This is a genomic window from Pseudomonas silensiensis (genome assembly GCF_050434865.1).
Lineage (GTDB): Bacteria > Pseudomonadota > Gammaproteobacteria > Pseudomonadales > Pseudomonadaceae > Aquipseudomonas > Aquipseudomonas fluorescens_W.
The window spans coordinates 51,879-71,160 of sequence record NZ_JBNDJH010000020.1 but is presented as its reverse complement, the minus strand read 5'-3'; the positions used below and the strand labels follow the sequence as shown (position 1 = coordinate 71,160).

Sequence of the window (19,282 nt, the reverse complement as noted above, 5' to 3'; positions counted from 1 at the left end):
TCACGAATAAAACCAACAAAGGATGTCTGCAATGAGCTTGTGGCGTACCAATCCCAACATTGAGCAGCTGAACGCAATCCAGAAAAACACCATCGGCGAAATACTGGATATTCGCTTCGAAGCCTTCGACGACGAGTCCCTGACTGCGAGCATGGTTATCGACCATCGCACTCACCAGCCTTACGGCTTGCTGCACGGCGGCGCCTCGGTGGTGCTGGCCGAAACGGTCGGCTCGATGGCCAGTTACCTGTGCATCGACGCCAGCAAGTTTTACTGCGTGGGCCTGGAAATCAACGCCAACCATTTGCGCGGCTTGCGCAGTGGGCGGGTCACGGCGGTGGCCAAGCCGATTCACATTGGCCGCACGACGCATGTCTGGGATATCCGTTTGACCAGCGATGAGGGGAAGGCCAGTTGTGTGTCGCGGTTGACCATGGCGGTGGTGCCGTTGGGTGAGAATCCGCCTGCCCGCTGAGGGTGTGTTTCTTCAATTAGATCCACCCCTCACCCTAACCCTCTCCCCACGGGGGCGAGGGGACTGAACGAGGTGTTCTTTCGAGCTACATCGACCTGAAAGTCCGAGCCGAACTCCGGTCTGGAAAAGCCCCCGATTTGCTCCCTTTCCCCCTCTCCCCCGTGGGGAGAGGGATGGGCGGGCGGCGTTCCGATGAGGGGTGGATTCATCTGACACACCATTCCCTTGACCGGACTGTCATCATTCCTGGCACTTACGGTCATTGCTGTAGGACGTCGTCTTACGGACAATCAACCCTTGTTTTCGTTGATGGATCACCGGTATGTCGCAACAGATATTTTTCGCCCACGCCAACGGCTTCCCCTCGGGCACCTACGGCAAGTTGTTCGCGGCGCTGGCGCCCGAGTATCAGGTGACGCATCTGCAGCAGCACGCCCACGACCCGCGTTTTCCGGCGGACGACAACTGGTACAACCTGGTCGACGAGCTGATTCATCACCTCAAGCAGCAACCGGAACCGGTGTGGGGCGTCGGCCATTCCTTTGGTGGCGTGCTGCATCTGCACGCGGCATTGCGGTGCCCCGAGCTGTATCGCGGCGTAGTGATGCTTGATTCGCCGGTGCTGACCCGCGCCGATCAATGGGTGATCCGCGCCGCCAAACGCTTCGGTTTCATCGATCGCCTGACCCCGGCCGGCCGTACGTTGGGACGTCGGGAAGAGTTCACCGATCTGGAAGCGGCCCGACTCTATTTCGCTGGCAAAACCCTGTTTCGCAGTTTCGACCCGGAATGCTTCGACGCTTACCTGCAACACGGCTTGCACAAGGTGGGCGACAGGCTGCGCCTGCGCTTCGACCCGGCCACGGAAATCAGTATCTACCGTGGCGTGCCGCACACCAGTCCCGGTCGCACACGGCAATTGAAAGTGCCGCTGGCGGTGGTTCGGGGGCACGATAGTCGGGTGGTGATGCGTCATCACGCAAGCCTTGTGGGGCGCTTGCCGCTGGGCGAGTCCCTGACCATGCCTGGCGGTCACATGTTTCCCCTCGAACGTCCTCAGGACACGGCTACGCTGCTGAAGAACCTGCTCAGCCGTTGGGACGGTCGCCGCCAACAGGATTGCGCATGAGCAACGTCGTTGAAGAAGTTCGCCTGAGCCTGCCGCATATCGAGTTGGCAGCGCATTTGTTCGGCCCCGAAGACGGCATGCCGGTGATCGCCTTGCATGGCTGGCTGGACAACGCCAACAGCTTCGCCCGACTGGCGCCGAAGCTCAAAGGTTTGCGCATCATCGCGCTGGACATGGCCGGTCACGGTCATTCCGGGCATCGGCCGTCCGGTGCCGGTTACGCGCTGTGGGACTACGCCCATGACGTGCTGCAAGTGGCCGAGCAACTGGGTTGGAAGCGCTTTGGCCTGCTGGGGCATTCCATGGGCGCGATCGTTTCGCTGGTGCTGGCCGGTTCGTTACCGGAGCGCGTGACCCACCTGGCGTTGATCGACGGCGTCATTCCTCCTACAGACAAAGGCGAAAACGCTGCCGAACGGATGGGCATGGCCCTGCAAGCGCAGCTGGATTTGCGGGAGAAGCGCAAACCGGTCTACAACACCCTCGACCGGGCCATCGAGGCGCGCATGAAAGGCTTGGTCGCTGTCAGTCGCGAAGCCGCAGAACTGCTGGCCCAACGTGGATTGATGCCGGTGCCGGGCGGTTATACCTGGCGCACCGATAACCGCCTGACCTTACCGTCGCCGCTACGTCTGACCACCGAACAGGCGATGGCCTTCGTCCTGCGAGTCAGTTGTCCTGCAAAACTGGTGGTGGCTGCCGACGGCATGCTCGCCAAACATCCCGAGTTGCTGGAGCGTCTACCCTTTAGCCGTGAACAGCTGCCTGGCGGCCATCATTTACACCTGAATGACGAACCCGGCGCCGACCTTGTCGCAGACTGTTTCAATCGGTTCTTCGCCGTTCCTTGACTTGCGCCGGGCAACTGTCGAGGCTGGGCGGGTTGAAATGGGAGACAACCATGATAGATCTCTACACCGCTGCGACCCCGAATGGCCACAAGGTCTCTATCGTGCTCGAGGAACTCGGCCTGCCCTACACGGTGCACGCCTTGAGTTTCGACAAGAAGGAACAGAAGTCCGAGGACTTCCTCAAGATCAATCCCAATGGCCGGATTCCGGCGATTGTCGACCGCGCCAACGGCGATTTCGCCGTGTTTGAATCCGGCGCGATCCTGATTTACCTGGCTGAACTGAGCGGCAAACTGCTGCCAAAAGACCCCAAGGGGCGTTCAGTGGTCCTGCAATGGCTGATGTTCCAGATGGGTGGAATCGGCCCGATGCAGGGGCAGGCCAACGTGTTTTTCCGTTATTTTCCGGAGAAACTCCAGGGCGCCATCGATCGCTATCAACATGAAACCCGCCGCCTCTATGAAGTGCTCGACACGCGCCTGCAAGCCGTGGAGTTTCTGGCCGGTGAATACAGTATTGCCGACATCGCCACCTATCCTTGGGTCCGTGGCCATGAGTGGTCCGGTGTCGAGGTCGACGGTTTGTCGGCCTTGCAGCGCTGGATGGCAACTATGGAGGCGCGTCCGGCGGTACAGCGTGGTTTGCTGGTGCCTGAGCGCATCGATGACGCCAGTATTATCAAAGGCGCCCAGGCCATGCTGATCCGATGAGTCTATCCATGCGTTCACTCAGTCTGCTGGCGCTGTGTACTTTCAGTCCCCTGTTGTTTGCCGCCGATATCCCGGGCAGTCAGGACTTGCCGATCGTGCCGCGTATGGCCGATGCGCAGATCGTCGACTATCGTCCGGTCGCCGAACTTGAGCGGATCTATCCATTGGGCTCGATCCGCAAAATCAGCGGCCAGTTGCGCTTTGACGGCCAGGTCGGTGCCCGGGGGAAAACCACGTCGGTGACCTACGAGTTGCCACCGGAGCATTCCTCCACCGAGGCCTTCACCGCCGCTCGTGAAGCCTTGCAGAAGCAGGACGCCCAGTTGCTGTTCTGGTGCCAGGCCCGTGATTGCGGCGAAAGCAGCCTGTGGGCCAATGATGTCTTCGGTAATGCCAAGCTGTATGGCGCTGATGATCAGCAAGCGTTCTTGCTGTTGCGCCTGGCGGCCCCACAGGACAACACGCTGGTGGCGCTTTACAGCATCACGCGCGGCAATCGCAAAGCGTATCTGCACGTCGAACAGTTTGACGCCGCCGCGCCGCTGGGTGATTTGCTGCCGACTTCTGCAACCTTGCTTCGAGAGCTCAAAAGCACCGGTGAGCTCGATTTTCCCAAATTGACCGGCGATCCTGACGATACCTGGCTGCGCTTGATCTCCCGTGGGCTGAATCTGGACACCACGTTGCGGGTCAGTGTTTCCGGGCCGAACGCCGAAGCCTGGCGTCAGGCACTGATCGGGCAGGGTGTGCGTACCGCCAGGATGGAAGCGGGTAGCGTCGACGGCGCTGGCTTGCACATCGAACTGTTGCGGTAAGCTTTATCAGGTGAACGTGCATGCCGCGTTCGCCTATTCCTTTGCGAACTGACTTTTTTCGAGATTTAGATGATCAATAACGATCGGCTGTTGGTGCAGATCCTGCTCCTGGTGCTGTTTGGCGCGAGCTTCTGGGTGATGGCGCCGTTCTGGTCGGCGCTGTTCTGGGGCGCGGTGCTGGCGTTTGCCAGCTGGCCGCTGATGCGTTTGCTGACGCGTTTGCTCAATGGTCGCGAATCTCTGGCGGCCGCCGTGCTGACGCTGGGCTGGATGTTGCTGGTGGCGTTGCCATTGGTCTGGCTGGGGTTCAACCTCGCGGACCATGTGCGCGATGCCACGGCGTTCATCAAGGATGTGCAGGTCGACGGGCTGCCGGAAGCGCCGACCTGGCTGGGCAGTATTCCCTTGGTGGGCGAGCGGTTGGTGGGGGTCTGGAACAGCATCGATCAGCAGGGCGCGGCGCTGATGCTGGCGGTCAAACCTTACCTGGGCCAGGTCGGCAATTGGCTGCTGGCGCGTAGCGCGCAGATTGGCGGCGGGATTCTCGAGCTGACGTTGAGTATCGTCTTCGTGTTCTTTTTCTACCGTGACGGGCCGCGTTTGGCGGCGTTTGTTCACGGGTTGCTGGAACGTCTGATTGGTGACCGTGCCGGGTATTACATTGAATTGGTGGCGGGCACGGTGCAGCGGGTGGTGAACGGCGTGATCGGGACGGCGGCGGCCCAGGCGGTTCTGGCGTTGATCGGGTTTTTGATTGCCGGGGTGCCTGGGGCGCTGGTGCTGGGGATCGTCACGTTTTTGCTGAGCCTGATTCCGATGGGGCCGCCGCTGGTGTGGATTCCGGCCACGGCCTGGCTGGCCTGGAAGGGTGAGTACGGGATGGCGGTGTTTCTCGGAATATGGGGGATGTTCATCATCAGTGGCGTCGACAACGTGCTCAAACCGTACCTGATCAGCCGGGGCGGGAATTTGCCGTTGGTGATTGTCCTGCTTGGGGTGTTTGGCGGGTTGATTGCCTTTGGGTTTATTGGCTTGTTCATCGGCCCGACGTTGCTGGCGGTGGCCTACAGCCTGCTGAACGACTGGAGCAAGAGTCAGGCTCGGGTTGAGGATCGCCGGCCTTGATCGTTCCCACTGAACCTGTGAAGGTCAGTGGGCTTTTGACTTAAGTGGCCTCGTTCAGGTACTTACCCACAGTCGCCACGTTGTCGAGCGAGTACTGCTTGCTCAGGTTGGCGATCATTTTGTTCAGGGCTTCGGTCACGCTCGACTGATCGGTGGAGCTGTCGGTGTTTCGCTCGCGGCCGGCTTGCAACGCTACGTTCAACTCGTCGCTACTGACGCCGCCACTGCTGTCGCTATCCAGCACTTTGAGCAACGCGGCGCTGGTATCGGTGCTGGTCGATGAGGTGCTGCCGGCGCTGCTGTCGGCGCTGGCCAGGCCGTTGCTCAGTTCATCACTGCTGATGGCGCCGTCACCGTCGGCGTCCAGGGCGCTGATCAGCGCGTCAGCCAGTTCGGTGTTCGGTGCCTGGTCCCGTGGTGGTGGCGGCGGAGGGGCCATCGCGGCCATCTCTTCACCGCTCAGGCTGCCGCTGTCGTCGCTGTCCAGGTCGGCGAAATTCTTGCTCAGGCTGACCAGCAGACCGTCGTCGGTTTTCTGCGACAGGGCGCTCTTGAGTTCATCCTGATCCACCGCGCCGTCGCTGTTGCCGTCGAGTTTGGCGAGCAGCTCTTTCTGAAACTGCTGACTGCGGGCGGTGCTGGTCGTGGTGCTGCTGGTGCTGGTATAGCTCGTGTAACTGCTGACGCTACCAATCATTGCGCTCACTCCTTGGAATGGATAGCCGGTGGGTGTACCGGCTTATGCAGCCTCAAGGGGCAAGTTGTCGTGGGTATGTGAGGTTTGTACCGAGCGGTACACAGTGCGGGTAATCAGGCTCGGGGCAGGCGAATCACTGCTGTCAGGCCACCACCAGGCGTTTCTTCAAGGCTCAACTGTCCACCCAGGCGTTCGGCGGCTTCGCGGGCGATGGTCATGCCCAGTCCGACGCCACCGGAGTTGCGGTTGCGCGATCCTTCCAGACGAAAGAACGGCTCGAACACGGCTTCACGTTTATCCGCCGCAATACCCGGCCCATGATCGATAACCCGGATCACCAGGTTTTCGCGGGTGTCTTCAAGCGTAATCATGGCCTGCCCGGCATAGCGAAGGGCATTGTCCAGCAGGTTGTTGATGCACGAACGCAAGGCCATCGGCTGCACTTGCAGCGGCGCGCAGTGGCCGCTGGTGAGCACATCGGCGCCCTGGTCCTGGGCGTTTTCACTGAGGGATTCGACCAGCGCCTGCACGTCCATCCACTGCAGGACCTCACTGGTGCGCTGCTCGTGCAGGTAAGTGAGCGTGGCGTCGAGCATGCCGATCATGTCGTCCAGATCCTGTCGCATCTGGCCTTGCAGTTTGTTGTCGTCGATCTGCTCCAGCCGCAGCTTGAGCCGCGACAGCGGCGTGCGCAGGTCGTGGGAGACGGCGCCCAGCATCCGCGAACGTTGCTGCACTTGTTCACGAATGCGTTGCTGCATCTTGTTGAAGGTGTGCGCCGCTTGCCTGGCTTCCCGTGGGCCGGACTCATCCAGAGGCGGGCTGTCGAGGTTTTCGCTCAGTCGTTCGGCCGCATCGCTCAGGCGCTGGATCGGCCGGCTCAGCAGTTTGGCGCCGTACCAGGCGGCGATGATCAGCGAGACCAGTTGAAAGGTCAGTGGCACCAAGGGGCCGCCGAACCACGGCCGCGGTGGCCGATTTCCGAAGCGCGGGTCCATCGGCGGGCGCTGTCCGTCGAAGTTTTCGGAAAACCCCGGCGGCGGAGGGGGCGGCGGCGGGCCGTAATAGTGAAACCAGAAAAATGCCAACACGTGCGCCAGGATGATCGCCACCAGCAACATGCCAAACAGGCGGCCGAAGAGCGTATCGAAGCGCACACGCATCAGCCGATGTCTCGGGCGTCGAACAGATAACCCTCACCGCGAACGGTTTTGATCAACTGCGGCGCTTTCGGGTCATCACCGAGTTTCTGGCGCAGACGCGAGACCAGCAAGTCGATGCTGCGATCAAAGGCTTCGATCGAGCGACCGCGAGCGGCGTCCAGCAGTTGTTCGCGGCTGAGTACCCGGCGCGGACGTTCGATGAACACCCAGAGTAAACGGAACTCGGCGTTGGACAGCGGCACCACCAGGCCATCAGCGGCGATCAACTGACGCAGCACGCTGTTCAGGCGCCAGTTGTCGAAACGGATGTTCGCCCGTTGTTCAGTGCGATCGTCGCGCACCCGGCGCAGGATCGTCTGGATGCGTGCCACCAATTCTCGCGGCTCGAACGGCTTGGCCATGTAGTCGTCGGCGCCCAGCTCCAGGCCGATGATCCGGTCGGTGGGTTCGCAGCGGGCAGTGAGCATCAGAATCGGGATGTCCGATTCGGCGCGTAGCCAGCGGCACAGCGACAAACCGTCTTCGCCGGGCAGCATCAGGTCGAGCACCACCACGTCGAAATGCTCCGCTTGCAGCGCCAGGCGCATCGCGGCGCCATCGGTGACGCCGCTGGCGTGAATGTTGAACCGGGCCAGATAGTCGATCATCAGTTCGCGGATCGGGACGTCATCGTCGACGATCAGGGCGCGAATGCTCCAGCGTTTGTCGTCGCCGGGCGCTTTTTGATCGTCGTTCACAGGTGCGTGGAGGTTGTGCATGCGTGCGTTCATCTGCCAGGTAGGCTGCCAACCACAAAGATGGGCTGCGAGGTTGTGGTTTCAGCATAGGCGTCCGGCCCGGAGGCGGGAAGTGCTGTAGGACGTGTTGCGGCTGCCGAAGGTAACGTTGAAGGGTGTTGCAGGCGTGTCATGTGTGTATCTGACTCGACACAATGGGTGCAAGGGCTAGTCTTGCTTGAGCCGCCTCGACGAATTACCGATCATCGGGTCCCGCAGAGGCGCTGGTTCCGCTACAATGCGCGCCGATTTCGACCTGCCTGAGAGCCCACTCATGTCCGCCTGCCAGACTCCTATCATCGTCGCCCTGGATTTCCCCACCCGTGACGCCGCACTGAAGCTGGCCGATCAGTTGGACCCGAAGCTGTGCCGGGTCAAAGTGGGTAAAGAATTGTTCACCAGCTGCGCTTCGGAAATCGTTGGCACCCTGCGTGACAAGGGTTTCGAAGTGTTCCTGGACCTCAAGTTCCATGACATCCCGAACACCACCGCCATGGCCGTCAAGGCGGCTGCCGAGATGGGCGTGTGGATGGTCAATGTGCACTGCTCCGGTGGTTTGCGCATGATGGCCGCGTGCCGCGAAGTGCTCGACCAGCGCACCGGTCCGAAACCACTGCTGATCGGCGTGACCGTGCTGACCAGCATGGAGCGTGAGGATCTGGCGGGTATCGGTCTGGATATCGAGCCGCAGGAGCAAGTGTTGCGCCTGGCCGCGTTGGCGGAAAAAGCCGGGATGGACGGTCTGGTCTGTTCGGCCCTGGAAGCCCAGGCCCTGAAATCGGCGCACCCGTCGCTGCAACTGGTGACCCCGGGGATTCGTCCGGCAGGCAGTGCCCAGGACGATCAGCGCCGCATCCTGACCCCGCGTCAGGCGCTGGATGCCGGTTCCGATTATCTGGTGATTGGCCGTCCGATCAGCCAGGCGGCGGACCCGGCCAAGGCGTTGGCCGCCGTAGTCGCCGAGCTCGCCTGATCAAACACTGAAGACCAAAATGTAGGAGTGAGCCTGCTCGCGATAGCGGTGTATCCGTCGACATCTATGTTGACTGATACACCGCTATCGCGAGCAGGCTCACTCCTACAGTTGTTTTTTGTGGTGTCTGAAATACTGGGTTAAACCTTCAACACCAACTTCCCGAAATTCTCGCCGCTGAACAATTTCATCAGCGTCTCCGGGAACGTCTCCAGTCCTTCAACAATGTCTTCCTTGCTCTTGAGCTGCCCCTTGGCCATCCATCCGGCCATTTCCTGCCCGGCGGCGGCGAACTGCGCGGCATAGTCCATCACCACAAAGCCTTCCATCCGTGCGCGGTTGACCAGCAGCGCCAGGTAATTGGCCGGGCCCTTGACCGCTTCATTGTTGTTGTACTGGCTGATGGCGCCACAGATCACCACCCGCGCCTTCAGGGCCAGGCGGCTCAACACCGCGTCGAGGATATCGCCGCCGACGTTATCGAAATACACATCGACCCCTTTCGGGCATTCACGCTTGAGGCCGGCGTGGACGTCTTCGTTTTTGTAATCGATGGCACCGTCAAAACCCAGTTCGTCGATCAGGAACTGGCACTTGTCTGCGCCCCCGGCAATGCCGATCACGCGGCACCCTTTGATTTTGGCAATCTGCCCGGCAATGCTGCCCACCGCACCGGCCGCGCCCGACAGCACCACGGTGTCGCCAGCCTTTGGCGCGCCGACATCGAGCAGGGCGAAATAGGCGGTCATTCCGGTCATGCCCAGCGCCGACAGATAGCGTGGCAGAGGCGCCAGTTTCGGATCGACCTTGTAGAAACCTCGTGGTTCGCCGAGGAAGTAATCCTGCACACCCAAGGCACCGTTGACGTAGTCCCCGACCGCGAAACCCGGATTATTCGAGGCAACGACTTTGCCTACGCCCAATGCGCGCATCACTTCGCCGATACCGACCGGCGGGATGTAGGACTTGCCCTCGTTCATCCAGCCACGCATGGCAGGGTCCAGGGACAGGTATTCGTTTTTGACCAGGATCTGACCATCAGCCGGTTCGCCGACCGGTACTTCTTGATAGGTGAAGGTCTCGCGGGTCGCCGCGCCCACCGGACGTTTGGCGAGCAGGAACTGGCGATTGGTCTGGGTAGTCATGACAGGCACTCAAGATGAATGAAGACTTGTTGATAGACCTTCATGATCGATGCCGCAAGTTTGGCTGATGCGGCGAATGCATATCGATCCAGTGCAGTGATAGTCACACGGGCGGTTTTATCACTGTCACTCATGGGCACCCAACCGGCCTTCTGATAGTGCTGCCGCGCCGCAGGCCCTTGTGGCTAGATTGCGAACACGCGATCCCCCGCACCTTCTCTTCGAGGACATAACAATGAGCATGACGTTTTCTGGCCAGGTCGCCGTTGTAACGGGCGCCGCCAATGGCATTGGCCGCGCGACTGCCCAGGCGTTCGCCGCTGAAGGCTTGAAAGTGGTAGTGGCCGACCTGGACGCGGCGGGTGGTGAGGGCACGGTGGCGCTGATTCGTACCGCTGGCGGTGAAGCCACCTTCGTGCGCTGCAACGTCACGCTGGAAAGCGATGTAAAAAATCTGATGGACGAAGTGATCAATACCTACGGCCGTCTCGACTATGCCTTCAACAACGCCGGCATCGAGATCGAGAAAGGCAAACTGGCCGAAGGCACGGTCGACGAGTTCGACGCGATCATGGGCGTCAACGTCAAAGGCGTCTGGTTGTGCATGAAGTACCAGTTGCCATTGCTGCTGGCCCAGGGCGGCGGCGCAATCGTCAACACCGCATCGGTAGCGGGCCTTGGGGCTGCGCCGAAGATGAGTATTTACGCGGCGTCGAAACACGCGGTGATCGGCCTGACCAAATCGGCAGCCATCGAATACGCCAAGAAAAAGATTCGCGTGAACGCGGTGTGTCCGGCAGTGATCGACACCGACATGTTCCGCCGTGCCTATGAAGCCGACCCGAAGAAAGGCGAGTTCGCCAATGCCATGCACCCGGTCGGGCGCATCGGCAAGGTCGAGGAAATTGCCAGTGCGGTGCTGTACTTGTGCAGCGACGGCGCTGCGTTCACCACGGGGCATTCGCTGGCGGTGGACGGTGGCGTCACGGCGTTCTGAACCACGCACTGCAACGTAGGAAAAAACCCGCATTTGTGCGGGTTTTTTTTCGGTTCCTCAAAGGTACCGGACAATGTGTTTCAAATGGTTAGAACCGATGGTTTTAGCGGCGTTGTCGCACAGCTGATTGACCACTCCTGTGATTAACTGTTTCCCGCAAAACGGACAGGAGTTTGCTTGCTCATGGAGTTGAGAATCGATCGACAGGCATTGGTGCCGGTCGTACAGCAAATCGTCGACGCGCTAGCCTGCTGGCTTTGCCGTGGCGAGGTGCCGCCGGGGACGCGTTTGCCTTCTGTGCGGCAAATCGCCCGGGTCAATTTGCTCAGTCAGTCCAGCGTCGTTGAGGCCTGTGAGCGTCTGGTGGCTCAAGGGGTGCTGGCGTCGCGGCATGGCGCCGGTTTCATTGTCGCCATGCCAGCGCTGGCCGCTCAGGGGCAACAGGATTGCCCCTGGTTCGAGGGGGCAGAAAGGAAGCAGGGTGGCACTTCGGGCGAACTCAAACTGGGGTGTGGCGGGCTACCCGAGAGCTGGCGCGAAACTGACGACCTGAGCTACGCGATACGCCAGGTCAGCCGCACCGACATGGTCGGCCTGTTCAACTACAGCACGCCGCTGGGGCTGCCAGCCTTGCGCCAACAGATCCGCAAGCGCCTTAAACAGCTCGATATCCTGGTGGAGGAAAGCCGGATCCTGACAACGGCGGGGGCCAGTCAGGGGCTGGACCTGATCGTGCGGACCTTGTTCAAGCCGGGTGATTGTGTGGTGGTGGAGAATCCCGGTTATTCCTTGCTGTTCGATTTGCTCAGGCTGCACGGTGTCAGCATGGTCGAGGTACCGCGAACCCCGCACGGGCCGGATATTGAAGCGCTTGAGGCGCTGCTGGTTAAGTACAGGCCCTGCGGGATCTTCATCAATAGTTTCTATCACAATCCCACTGGCAGCAGCCTGGCGCCGGCGGTGGCGCAGCGGGTTGTGCTACTGGCCAAAACCTATGGCGTTCTGGTTATCGAGGATGACGTCTACGCGGATTTGCACAGCGGCCCCGGTATGCGCCTCGCTGCGTTGGGTATCGATGACAACGTGATCTACGTCGGCAGCTACTCCAAAACCCTCAGCAGTTCGTTGCGGGTCGGTTTTGTAGTGGCCAGCGCCGGGGTTGTTTCGCGGCTGGCCGAGGTCAAGATGATCAGCAGCATGGGCGCTTCACGGTTTTGCGAGTCGGTGCTGGCAAGCCTTTTAGCCAGCGGTGCCTACCGCAAACTGGTCCAGCGCCAGCGCCAGCGTTTGAGCAATGACCGGGAGGCGGCGTTGCAAGTGCTTGAAGACGCCGAATGGGAGGTTTTCGGCAAGCCGGTTGGAGGCCTGTTCATCTGGGCGCGATCGCGGATGTCCGACTACGCTCAGGTGCGTAAACAAGCCCAGCGCTTCGGTGTCCTGTTGTCTTCTGCGACGGCATTCAGTCCCACCGCAGAAGCCAGTGACTGGCAGCGTATCAATGTGGCCTATGCCTGTGATCCGCGAGCCCGGGCGTTTTTTCAGGCCACCGCTCTGGATCGACCTCAAGCGTTCTGAAAACGACGTGAGCGTAGCTTTTTGCCATTATTCCGACGCCGGAGACTTGTGTTGATACAGGCCCGTTGCGAATCTGCGTCAACAGACTATGTCAGGGGACTAAGTGCAATGATTTCGGCCGTGCAAGGACGTTTTGCCAACCTCGGTATGGCGAAAAAACTGGGTGTCGGGTTTGTACTGGTGCTGCTGTTGACCGCCTTGGTGGCGGCCATCGGCGTATGGTCCCTGCAAACCATCAGCCAGCGCTTCGACGGGCTCAAGCAGATGTCGTCGCTCAACAGCGGTTTGCTCAAGGTGAGACTGATCGAGCAGGATTACGCCTTGCACGGCAACCCGAAAACCGCTGATGCGCTGCGTGAGGGCGTTGACGGCCTGATCGCTCTGGCAACCCAACTGAAAGCGGCGTCTGCGGCCAACGTGCCGGTGATGAATGACGTCGAGCAGTCCTTGGGGGCTTACCGCAAGGCCTTTGACGAGTTCGTCTCGCTCAGCCAGGGCAAGGACCTGGCACTGGAGATGGCCAGTTGGTCGGTGTCCAGCGTGGCCAATAATCTCGACGTGCTGCAGGCCGGGCTGGCCGATGACGGCGCTTATACCTTGAAGGAATCCGAAGGCAAGGACGGTGGTCAGTTCATCGAACAGGCCAATCAGGTCAGCCAGGTGTCGCGGTTGATGTTGCAAGCCATGAACGAAGCGCGTGTGCGCCTGGACCTGAGCCGCAAGGGCGACGACAGTGCAGGGCAGGGCAAGATCGAGCAGGCCGACCAGGCACTGGCCCAGGCCGAGCAGCTGAAAACCACGGTCAAGGATGAGGGTTACCAGACGGTCCTCAATGAGGTGGTCGGGCACATTGGCGGATTCAGCGAAAAACTCGCCGAGTACACCGGCCTGCTGGCGCAGGAAAAAACCGTCTCTGAGCAACTCCATCAGCGCGCCGCTCAGGTGGTGGAGCGGGTGGATCAGGCCTATGTTGCCGAAGACCGGTCGATGCAGGCGGAGCTGAAAAAGAACGCGCTGCTGATCATCGGTTCCTCGGCGCTGGCGCTGCTGGTCGGGCTGATTGCGGCCTGGGTGATTACCCGGTTGATCGTGGCACCGCTGCGCAGTGTGATCCATGTTGCTCAACAGATTGCTTCTGGCGATTTGAGTGCGACGGTTGAGGTGACCCGTCGTGATGAGATCGGGCAGCTGATGCAGGCCATGCAGCAGATGGGCGCGGGGCTTAGCAGCATTGTCAGCGGTTTGCAGGCGGGTATCGAACAGTTGGCCAGTTCAGCGCAGTCACTGTCGGCGGTGACCGAGCAGACCAATCTTGAAGTCAGCAGCCAGAAGGAAGAAACCGAACAGGTCGCTACCGCGATGAATCAGATGACCGCCACCGTGCATGACGTTGCGCGCAACGCGGAGGAGGCCGCTCAGGCGGCGCAGACAGCGGACGACAAGGTTGAAAGTGGTCAGGAGGTGGTGCGCCAGAGCATGGCGCGGATCGAACAGTTGGCGGATTCAGCCACCTCGGCCAGTTCGAGCATCGAAAGTTTGAGTGCGGAAATCCAGAACATCGGTACGGTGCTGAGCGTCATCAAGAGTGTGGCAGAGCAGACCAATCTGTTGGCCCTCAACGCCGCGATCGAGGCGGCTCGAGCCGGCGAGCAGGGCAGGGGCTTTGCGGTGGTGGCCGATGAAGTGCGGGCCCTGGCCAAGCGTACTCAGCAATCGACTGAGGAGATTGAACGACTGGTGAGTGCCTTGCGCTCGGCGGCTCAGTCTTCTGTTCAGCAGATTCAGAACAGTGGCGAGCTGGTGAAGCTGGCGGTGAGTGATGCGTTGCAGACTGAGAGTGCGCTGGGGAGTATTGCGGCGGCAGTGTCTTTGATTCAGCAGATGAACCAGCAGATTGCAGCGGCTGCCGAGGAGCAGAGTTCGGTGGCTGAGGAGATTAACCGCAGTGTCACGAGTATTCGGGCCAGTGCGGATCAGTCTTCGTTGGCGATGCAGGGGAATGCGGCTTCCAGTATTGAGTTGGCGCAGTTGGGGGTTGAGTTGAAGGGGATGGTGGGGCACTTTCGGCTTTGATTCTTTTCTGTGTACATATCCGTTGCTGCGGTAACGGCCGCTAATGGTTTCGCTCTTACAGCGAGTCCCTTTTGCAGACGCCCAAAAGGAACCAAAACGCTTCGCCCCAAGCGTCCGGCCCCTCGCTTAGGCTCGGCGTTCCTTCGTTCCGGTATCCATCCGGGGACACTGCCCTCCGGTCTGCTTCGCGACGACCTACATGCAGCGTGTTCGACTGCGTCGAACGGCGCTGCGCGCCACTCCCCGGATGAACACCTCCACTCAGCCTCCCGACGGGGCGGGAGGATCAAGATCAAGAGCTGCAGGCGAGCTAACGCTCGGCCTGTTGAGTGATGAGAAGCGAAAGGCGAAAGGCGAACACCGATCCCCTGTGGGAGCTGGCTTGCCTGCGATGGCGGCCTGATAGTCGACCTTTCTGTCCTGGCTGTACCCGCCCATCAAACTCAACGCAAAAAAAAGCCACCTTTCGGTGGCTTTTCTGCTTTCTCTGATCAGTCGTAGATCACTTTTTTCTTCCAGTCCGCATCGGCCTCGACGTCTTTGAGGCCTTCGGTCAGCTGGTTCACTTCGCCTTCTACCGGGGCGATGTTGTCCATGACTTGTGCGTTGGCGCGGGCCAGGAGTTTTTCCAGGTATTCCAGTTGTTCGGCGTAGACCTGCGGTTCCTGTTGTTTGCGCAGGTATTGCACGCCGCGTTCGAATGCCAGGCGGGCCTGGCCGGGCTGGTTTTGTTGCAGGGCGTGCTGGCCGAGGTTGTTGAAGAATTCGATGTGCAGCAGGACCAGGATGTGGCGAACTTCGCGGATCCAGCGTTTGGCTTCGTTGGTCGGCAGGAAGCCGTCCTGTGCGGCGCGGGTGATTTGGCCGTGCAGGGCTTCGAGCAGGAAACGTACGTCCTTGGCTTTGGCTTCGGTCTGGATCGGTGCCGGCGGGTTGTTGACCGGGATCGATTCGCCTTGGCCGACCAAAGCGCTCAGTTCGCCAATTCGTGCCTTGAGGTTGGAGCTGGTTTTTTCCAGGTTGAGCAGGCGTTGGCAGACGTTCAGTTCCAGACGGGTCAACAGCAGCTTGAGTGACGGTGTCATCAATTGGCCGGGGAAGGTCTCGGTGATTTCGCCGCAACGACGCAGACGATCGTTGAGCTCAACTTTGGCGCGGGCCTTTTCCAGCTTATTGTTTTCCACCACATGGTTCATGTAGCCAATGGCGATCAATAGTGCGATCCCGGCTACGACTAGCAGGGTGATCATGAGTGGTGTCACCGGTAAGACCTCTTTATGGGGTTCGCGTGCGAGTGTAGTGGCTTGGCATTGGGACGCATAGCGCCGCTCAGCGAGTTGAATCAGCTACTGCACTGCCTGTATCGGCCGCGTTCCTGCTTATATAAGTAATAGCGTGCTAGGCGCACATTGCCATCATCTTTGGCGTGGGTGGACTATAACGTCTTGGCGGGTGTCAGAATATAGGCGTCAAACGCCGGACGACGGAAAGGCCGGATTAGTGTCTCAAAGCAGGGCGAAGTCATTGATTTAAATAAATTTATATCTGGGGGTTGACGACCCCTCAATCCATCCATAGAATGCGCGCCACTTACAGCGTAAAGCACACAGCGAAACGCGGTAGGGAGTGAATGTTGTACGTGTGTCCCCTTCGTCTAGTGGCCTAGGACACCGCCCTTTCACGGCGGTAACAGGGGTTCGAGTCCCCTAGGGGACGCCAATGCGGGAATAGCTCAGTTGGTAGAGCACGACCTTGCCAAGGTCGGGGTCGCGAGTTCGAGTCTCGTTTCCCGCTCCAATTTTAAACAGCGTTGCTTTCGGGCAGGGCTGAGTGAAACCAGAACCAGCATCTTCGGATGCGGATTTGGGCACTGAAATACACACCATGTGTTTCAGTTAGCGTGTCCCCTTCGTCTAGTGGCCTAGGACACCGCCCTTTCACGGCGGTAACAGGGGTTCGAGTCCCCTAGGGGACGCCATTTGCGGGAATAGCTCAGTTGGTAGAGCACGACCTTGCCAAGGTCGGGGTCGCGAGTTCGAGTCTCGTTTCCCGCTCCATATTTAACAAAAACGCCGCTCAGCAATGAGCGGCGTTTTTGTTTGTGCGTCATCCATGAAAAAGGACCTTAAGGTCCTTTTTTTGTTTGAGTTGGAATCAAGACGATCAAAGCGTTGGACCCGCCAAAAATGGCGGGTCCGAAAGGGATCAGAGCTTCGGCAACTGCCCGATGCGCCCCATCATCTCGGTCACGATCTGCAGGTCCAGCAGGAACTGGTCGACGGTCTTGAACTCGTTGTCGGTGTGGCCGGTGTACTTGACCTCGGGCCTGGCCAGGCCGAATTGCACGCCATTGGGCAGCTCATGAACCGACGTTGCGCCGGCGGAGCTGCCGAACTTGTGTTCCATATCCAGGTTTTCAGTGGACACCGCCAGCAAGGCCTTGACCCATTCACCCTCAGGGTTGCGGTACATCGGCTCGGCGATCGAGTAGGTGAAGGTCGCCGCTACGTGGGACTTCTTGCTCCAGGCGCCAATCTTTTCAGCAATTTTCGCCTTGAGCGCTTCCGGGGACTCGCCCTTCGGCACGCGCAGGTTGACCGCGAGCTTGAAGGCTTTGTCATCCATCCCGACAAAGGTCAGGGAAGTGGTCAGCGGACCCATGAAGGCATCGGAGAAGCCGACCCCCAATTTGCCACCCAGGTAATCCAGGCCCCAGTTGTCGGCGGCGTAGCGGGCAGCGTCAGTGATGTGGTTGTGCTTCAGCGCGACTTTTCCATCAACGCTATGGATGAAGCCCAGCATCCTGGCCACTGGGTTAACACCGGACTCGGGCTCGGAGGAGTGAGCGGAAACGCCGGTGACGGTCAGCTTGACGTCCTTGCCGTCGACCTTGGCGTTTACCTCGAAGTTACCGCCATTGCGCTTGGCATAATCCGAACCGGCTTTCTGCAGGCTGGCGGCCAGTTCGGCGGGCTTGTCGGTGACAAGGGTGGCCACCGAAGCAGAAGGAATCTGGTTGGTGGCCATCCCGCCTGTCATCGAGATGATTTCGGCGCCCTTGCCTTGACCATTACGTCGCGGGAAGTTGGCCATGACTGTGCCGTAGCCTTTCTCGGCAATCACCACCGGATAGCCGCCATCCAGCGCCAGGTTGTAGTTGGGTGTCGGGTTGTGTTCGAAGTAATAAGGGATCGCGTCGCCGGTGGTTTCTTCGGTGGTGTCGACTAACAGCTTGAAGTTCCTGGCCAGCGGCAGCTTCTCTTCCTTGATGATCTTCATGGCGTACATCGCCACCACGATGCCGTTTTTATCATCCTCGGTGCCCCGGCCATACATGCGGTCGCCGATCAGAGTGACCTTGAACGGATCGAGTTTGGTGCCGTCCTTCAGGACCCAGTTCTCCGGCGTCACGGGCACCACATCGGCATGGGCGTGGATGCCCACGACTTCATCGCCACTGCCTTCCAGGGAGATTTCGTAGACGCGGTTATCGATGTTGCGAAAGTTCAGATTGAAGGCCTGGGCCAGGCCCTTGATCTTGTCGGCGATCTTGATGAATTCAGGGTTGTCGTGCTGGGCTACACCGTCCACTTGGAAGGTCGGTATTTCCACCAGTTCACGCAGGGTCTCGGTGGCCGCGCTGCCATATTTCACCCGGGCATAAATACCCAGCAGGCGATTGATCTCGTTCTGCTGTTCGGCAGACAGGGTTTTGTTGTCGAGAAAGGCACTGATGGCCGGGCCGAGGTTGGTGGTTTTGCCAAGGTCGCTTTTGGCCAGGCCTACCAGGAACTGTCTGAAATCCGTTACCGATGCGTCGCTGAAGGTCTTGAGGATAGTCGCGCTCTGTTGCGGGCTGATGTTGGCGTGCGCGAGCGTGGTGAGCGACGAAAGGCCGGCCAGTACCAGGGTGGTCGCGGCCAGGTGCTTGAGAGAAAAATTCATTGTTGGGGGCATTCCTTTGCAGGCGTTTATGAGAAGTTTCTGATCGATGGGACAAAAAAACGTTCCCAAACTAACACCACGAGTGAGCAGTACGGGAGTACCAGAAGTGAGATCTGTCGCACAGAAATGCAAAAGCGACGCAGAAACGAAAAAGGCCCGTCAGCCGACTGAGCGGGCCTTTTGCATGGGCGCAGGTTTTACATCGACAGAATCAGGCGCCCGGCGAACAGGATCAGAATCACCCCCATGGTGCGTTCAAACCAGTGCCCCATGCGCATAAACAGCAGCCGTACCCGGGCACTGGAAAAGAACAGCGCGACGATTACAAACCACAGCGCATTCACAAAACACATCCAGATTCCGTAAAGCGCCTGGATCTTCAGTGGCGTTGTGGCGCTGATGATGGTGGTGAAGATCGCCAGGAAAAACAGTGTGGCTTTCGGGTTGGTCGCGTTGGTCAGGAAACCGGTGGTAAATGCCTTCAGCAATGTCTGTTCTACGACCGGTTCGTCAGGCTTGTCGCCTTCCAGTACGGTCTTGGGCTTGCTGCGCAGCAGGCTGACGCCGAGGTACAAAATGTAAGCGCCACCCACAACCTTGGCCACCGTCAGCAGCCAAGGCGTCGTGTGCATCAACGCGCCGACCCCGAGCAAGGTGTAAAGCACGTGCACGGAAATGCCCGCACCGATGCCCAGCGCCGTGCAAATCCCGACCAGTCGACCGAAGCGCACACTTTGACGGATGGTCACTGCGAAGTCCGGTCCGGGTGCAACCACGGCCAGAAAGTGGATCGTTGCCAGCGCCAGAAACTCGCCCAGGTAATTCGAAAGCAT

The 19,282-nt window shown here is 59.7% G+C and carries 17 protein-coding genes, 4 tRNA genes and 1 pseudogene; 15 read left to right on the top strand and 7 right to left on the bottom strand.

Annotated elements, in window-relative coordinates:
• The first annotated feature begins 31 nt into the window (after positions 1-31).
• The 6 genes from QF010_RS24625 (at position 32) to QF010_RS24600 (ending at position 5,105) form a co-directional block, all read left to right on the top strand.
• Complete coding sequence (locus QF010_RS24625; protein ID WP_033056885.1) at positions 32-475, top strand: hotdog fold thioesterase; 444 nt, start codon at positions 32-34, stop codon at positions 473-475.
• Between the two features lie 322 nt (positions 476-797).
• Positions 798-1,604 carry an alpha/beta fold hydrolase gene (locus tag QF010_RS24620; protein ID WP_429534123.1) on the top strand — a complete coding sequence of 269 codons (807 nt, stop codon included), beginning with the start codon at positions 798-800 and terminating at the stop codon, positions 1,602-1,604.
• Entirely contained in the window at positions 1,601-2,455 is an 855-nt protein-coding gene (locus QF010_RS24615) for an alpha/beta hydrolase (protein WP_429534122.1), read from the top strand. The genes QF010_RS24620 and QF010_RS24615 overlap by 4 nt, the downstream gene beginning before the upstream one ends.
• A 50-nt stretch (positions 2,456-2,505) precedes the next feature.
• Positions 2,506-3,165 carry a glutathione S-transferase family protein gene (locus QF010_RS24610; RefSeq protein ID WP_429534121.1) on the top strand — a complete coding sequence of 220 codons (660 nt, stop codon included), beginning with the start codon at positions 2,506-2,508 and terminating at the stop codon, positions 3,163-3,165.
• 8 nt (positions 3,166-3,173) lie between these two features.
• Positions 3,174-3,980, top strand: a complete 807-nt coding sequence (locus QF010_RS24605; RefSeq protein ID WP_429534120.1) for a DUF4892 domain-containing protein — start codon at positions 3,174-3,176, stop codon at positions 3,978-3,980.
• 69 nt (positions 3,981-4,049) lie between these two features.
• Positions 4,050-5,105, top strand: coding sequence for an AI-2E family transporter (locus QF010_RS24600; protein ID WP_033056895.1), 1,056 nt, complete (start codon positions 4,050-4,052; stop codon positions 5,103-5,105).
• Between the two features lie 40 nt (positions 5,106-5,145).
• On the opposite strand, the gene xopAW is transcribed toward QF010_RS24600, so the two are convergent.
• The 3 genes from xopAW to QF010_RS24585 all read right to left on the bottom strand — a co-directional run bounded on the left by xopAW (position 5,146) and on the right by QF010_RS24585 (position 7,723).
• Positions 5,146-5,802, bottom strand: coding sequence for a XopAW family type III secretion system calcium-binding effector (xopAW, locus tag QF010_RS24595; protein ID WP_429534119.1), 657 nt, complete (start codon positions 5,800-5,802; stop codon positions 5,146-5,148).
• Positions 5,803-5,915: 113 nt separating this feature from the next.
• A complete protein-coding gene (locus QF010_RS24590; protein ID WP_033056898.1) occupies positions 5,916-6,965 on the bottom strand; it encodes a sensor histidine kinase in 1,050 nt (349 codons plus the stop codon).
• Positions 6,965-7,723 (bottom strand): response regulator, encoded by a 759-nt coding sequence (locus QF010_RS24585; RefSeq protein WP_033053235.1) that lies wholly within the window; start codon positions 7,721-7,723, stop codon positions 6,965-6,967. The genes QF010_RS24590 and QF010_RS24585 overlap by 1 nt, the downstream gene beginning before the upstream one ends.
• A 292-nt stretch (positions 7,724-8,015) precedes the next feature.
• Between QF010_RS24585 and pyrF the strand changes: the two genes are divergently transcribed.
• A complete protein-coding gene (gene pyrF / locus QF010_RS24580) occupies positions 8,016-8,714 on the top strand; it encodes an orotidine-5'-phosphate decarboxylase (protein WP_008148060.1) in 699 nt (232 codons plus the stop codon).
• Between the two features lie 140 nt (positions 8,715-8,854).
• Here pyrF and QF010_RS24575 read toward each other — a convergent pair whose 3' ends face one another.
• On the bottom strand, positions 8,855-9,859 hold the full coding sequence (locus QF010_RS24575) for an NADP-dependent oxidoreductase (protein ID WP_429534118.1): 1,005 nt from the start codon (positions 9,857-9,859) through the stop codon (positions 8,855-8,857).
• Positions 9,860-10,094: 235 nt separating this feature from the next.
• Here QF010_RS24575 and QF010_RS24570 point away from each other — a divergent pair, with 235 nt between their 5' ends.
• From QF010_RS24570 to QF010_RS24555, 4 genes and pseudogenes are all read left to right on the top strand, one after another.
• Positions 10,095-10,856: an SDR family oxidoreductase gene (locus QF010_RS24570; RefSeq protein ID WP_033056901.1), complete on the top strand. Its 762-nt coding sequence runs from the start codon at positions 10,095-10,097 to the stop codon at positions 10,854-10,856.
• A gap of 183 nt (positions 10,857-11,039) precedes the next feature.
• Positions 11,040-12,431, top strand: a complete 1,392-nt coding sequence (locus QF010_RS24565) for an aminotransferase-like domain-containing protein (RefSeq protein ID WP_429510819.1) — start codon at positions 11,040-11,042, stop codon at positions 12,429-12,431.
• A gap of 108 nt (positions 12,432-12,539) precedes the next feature.
• Positions 12,540-13,643: pseudogene (locus tag QF010_RS24560) on the top strand (HAMP domain-containing protein); the annotation flags it as partial.
• A complete protein-coding gene (locus tag QF010_RS24555) occupies positions 13,623-14,504 on the top strand; it encodes a methyl-accepting chemotaxis protein (RefSeq protein WP_429513097.1) in 882 nt (293 codons plus the stop codon). The pseudogene QF010_RS24560 and the gene QF010_RS24555, both read left to right, overlap by 21 nt.
• A gap of 491 nt (positions 14,505-14,995) precedes the next feature.
• On the opposite strand, the gene QF010_RS24550 is transcribed toward QF010_RS24555, so the two are convergent.
• Positions 14,996-15,754 (bottom strand): hypothetical protein, encoded by a 759-nt coding sequence (locus QF010_RS24550; RefSeq protein ID WP_429510818.1) that lies wholly within the window; start codon positions 15,752-15,754, stop codon positions 14,996-14,998.
• Positions 15,755-16,147: 393 nt separating this feature from the next.
• Between QF010_RS24550 and QF010_RS24545 the strand changes: the two genes are divergently transcribed.
• From QF010_RS24545 to QF010_RS24530, 4 genes are all read left to right on the top strand, one after another.
• Positions 16,148-16,223, top strand: a tRNA-Glu gene (locus QF010_RS24545).
• A gap of 2 nt (positions 16,224-16,225) precedes the next feature.
• A tRNA-Gly gene (locus QF010_RS24540) sits at positions 16,226-16,301 on the top strand.
• A 105-nt stretch (positions 16,302-16,406) separates the two neighbouring features.
• A tRNA-Glu gene (locus tag QF010_RS24535) sits at positions 16,407-16,482 on the top strand.
• Positions 16,483-16,485: 3 nt separating this feature from the next.
• Positions 16,486-16,561: transfer RNA gene (locus tag QF010_RS24530), tRNA-Gly, on the top strand.
• A 148-nt stretch (positions 16,562-16,709) separates the two neighbouring features.
• Here QF010_RS24530 and QF010_RS24525 read toward each other — a convergent pair.
• Entirely contained in the window at positions 16,710-18,449 is a 1,740-nt protein-coding gene (locus tag QF010_RS24525; RefSeq protein WP_429534117.1) for a dipeptidase, read from the bottom strand.
• Positions 18,450-18,646: 197 nt separating this feature from the next.
• Positions 18,647-19,282, bottom strand: a complete 636-nt coding sequence (locus QF010_RS24520; protein WP_033056907.1) for a LysE family translocator — start codon at positions 19,280-19,282, stop codon at positions 18,647-18,649.

Bases quoted from the DNA above. Each gene is read 5' to 3' on its own strand.
- QF010_RS24615 (WP_429534122.1), top strand. From the start codon at position 1,601: ATGAGCAACGTCGTTGAAGAAGTTCGCCTGAGCCTGCCGCATATCGAG.
- QF010_RS24625 (WP_033056885.1), top strand. From the start codon at position 32: ATGAGCTTGTGGCGTACCAATCCCAACATTGAGCAGCTGAACGCAATC.
- QF010_RS24570 (WP_033056901.1), top strand. From the start codon at position 10,095: ATGAGCATGACGTTTTCTGGCCAGGTCGCCGTTGTAACGGGCGCCGCC.
- QF010_RS24585 (WP_033053235.1), bottom strand. From the start codon at position 7,723: ATGCACAACCTCCACGCACCTGTGAACGACGATCAAAAAGCGCCCGGC.
- QF010_RS24550 (WP_429510818.1), bottom strand. From the start codon at position 15,754: ATGATCACCCTGCTAGTCGTAGCCGGGATCGCACTATTGATCGCCATT.
- QF010_RS24610 (WP_429534121.1), top strand. From the start codon at position 2,506: ATGATAGATCTCTACACCGCTGCGACCCCGAATGGCCACAAGGTCTCT.
- QF010_RS24565 (WP_429510819.1), top strand. From the start codon at position 11,040: ATGGAGTTGAGAATCGATCGACAGGCATTGGTGCCGGTCGTACAGCAA.
- QF010_RS24605 (WP_429534120.1), top strand. From the start codon at position 3,174: ATGCGTTCACTCAGTCTGCTGGCGCTGTGTACTTTCAGTCCCCTGTTG.
- QF010_RS24590 (WP_033056898.1), bottom strand. From the start codon at position 6,965: ATGCGTGTGCGCTTCGATACGCTCTTCGGCCGCCTGTTTGGCATGTTG.
- QF010_RS24600 (WP_033056895.1), top strand. From the start codon at position 4,050: ATGATCAATAACGATCGGCTGTTGGTGCAGATCCTGCTCCTGGTGCTG.
- QF010_RS24575 (WP_429534118.1), bottom strand. From the start codon at position 9,859: ATGACTACCCAGACCAATCGCCAGTTCCTGCTCGCCAAACGTCCGGTG.
- QF010_RS24520 (WP_033056907.1), bottom strand. From the start codon at position 19,282: ATGCTTTCGAATTACCTGGGCGAGTTTCTGGCGCTGGCAACGATCCAC.
- pyrF (WP_008148060.1), top strand. From the start codon at position 8,016: ATGTCCGCCTGCCAGACTCCTATCATCGTCGCCCTGGATTTCCCCACC.
- xopAW (WP_429534119.1), bottom strand. From the start codon at position 5,802: ATGATTGGTAGCGTCAGCAGTTACACGAGCTATACCAGCACCAGCAGC.
- QF010_RS24620 (WP_429534123.1), top strand. From the start codon at position 798: ATGTCGCAACAGATATTTTTCGCCCACGCCAACGGCTTCCCCTCGGGC.
- QF010_RS24555 (WP_429513097.1), top strand. From the start codon at position 13,623: ATGCAGGCCATGCAGCAGATGGGCGCGGGGCTTAGCAGCATTGTCAGC.
- QF010_RS24525 (WP_429534117.1), bottom strand. From the start codon at position 18,449: ATGAATTTTTCTCTCAAGCACCTGGCCGCGACCACCCTGGTACTGGCC.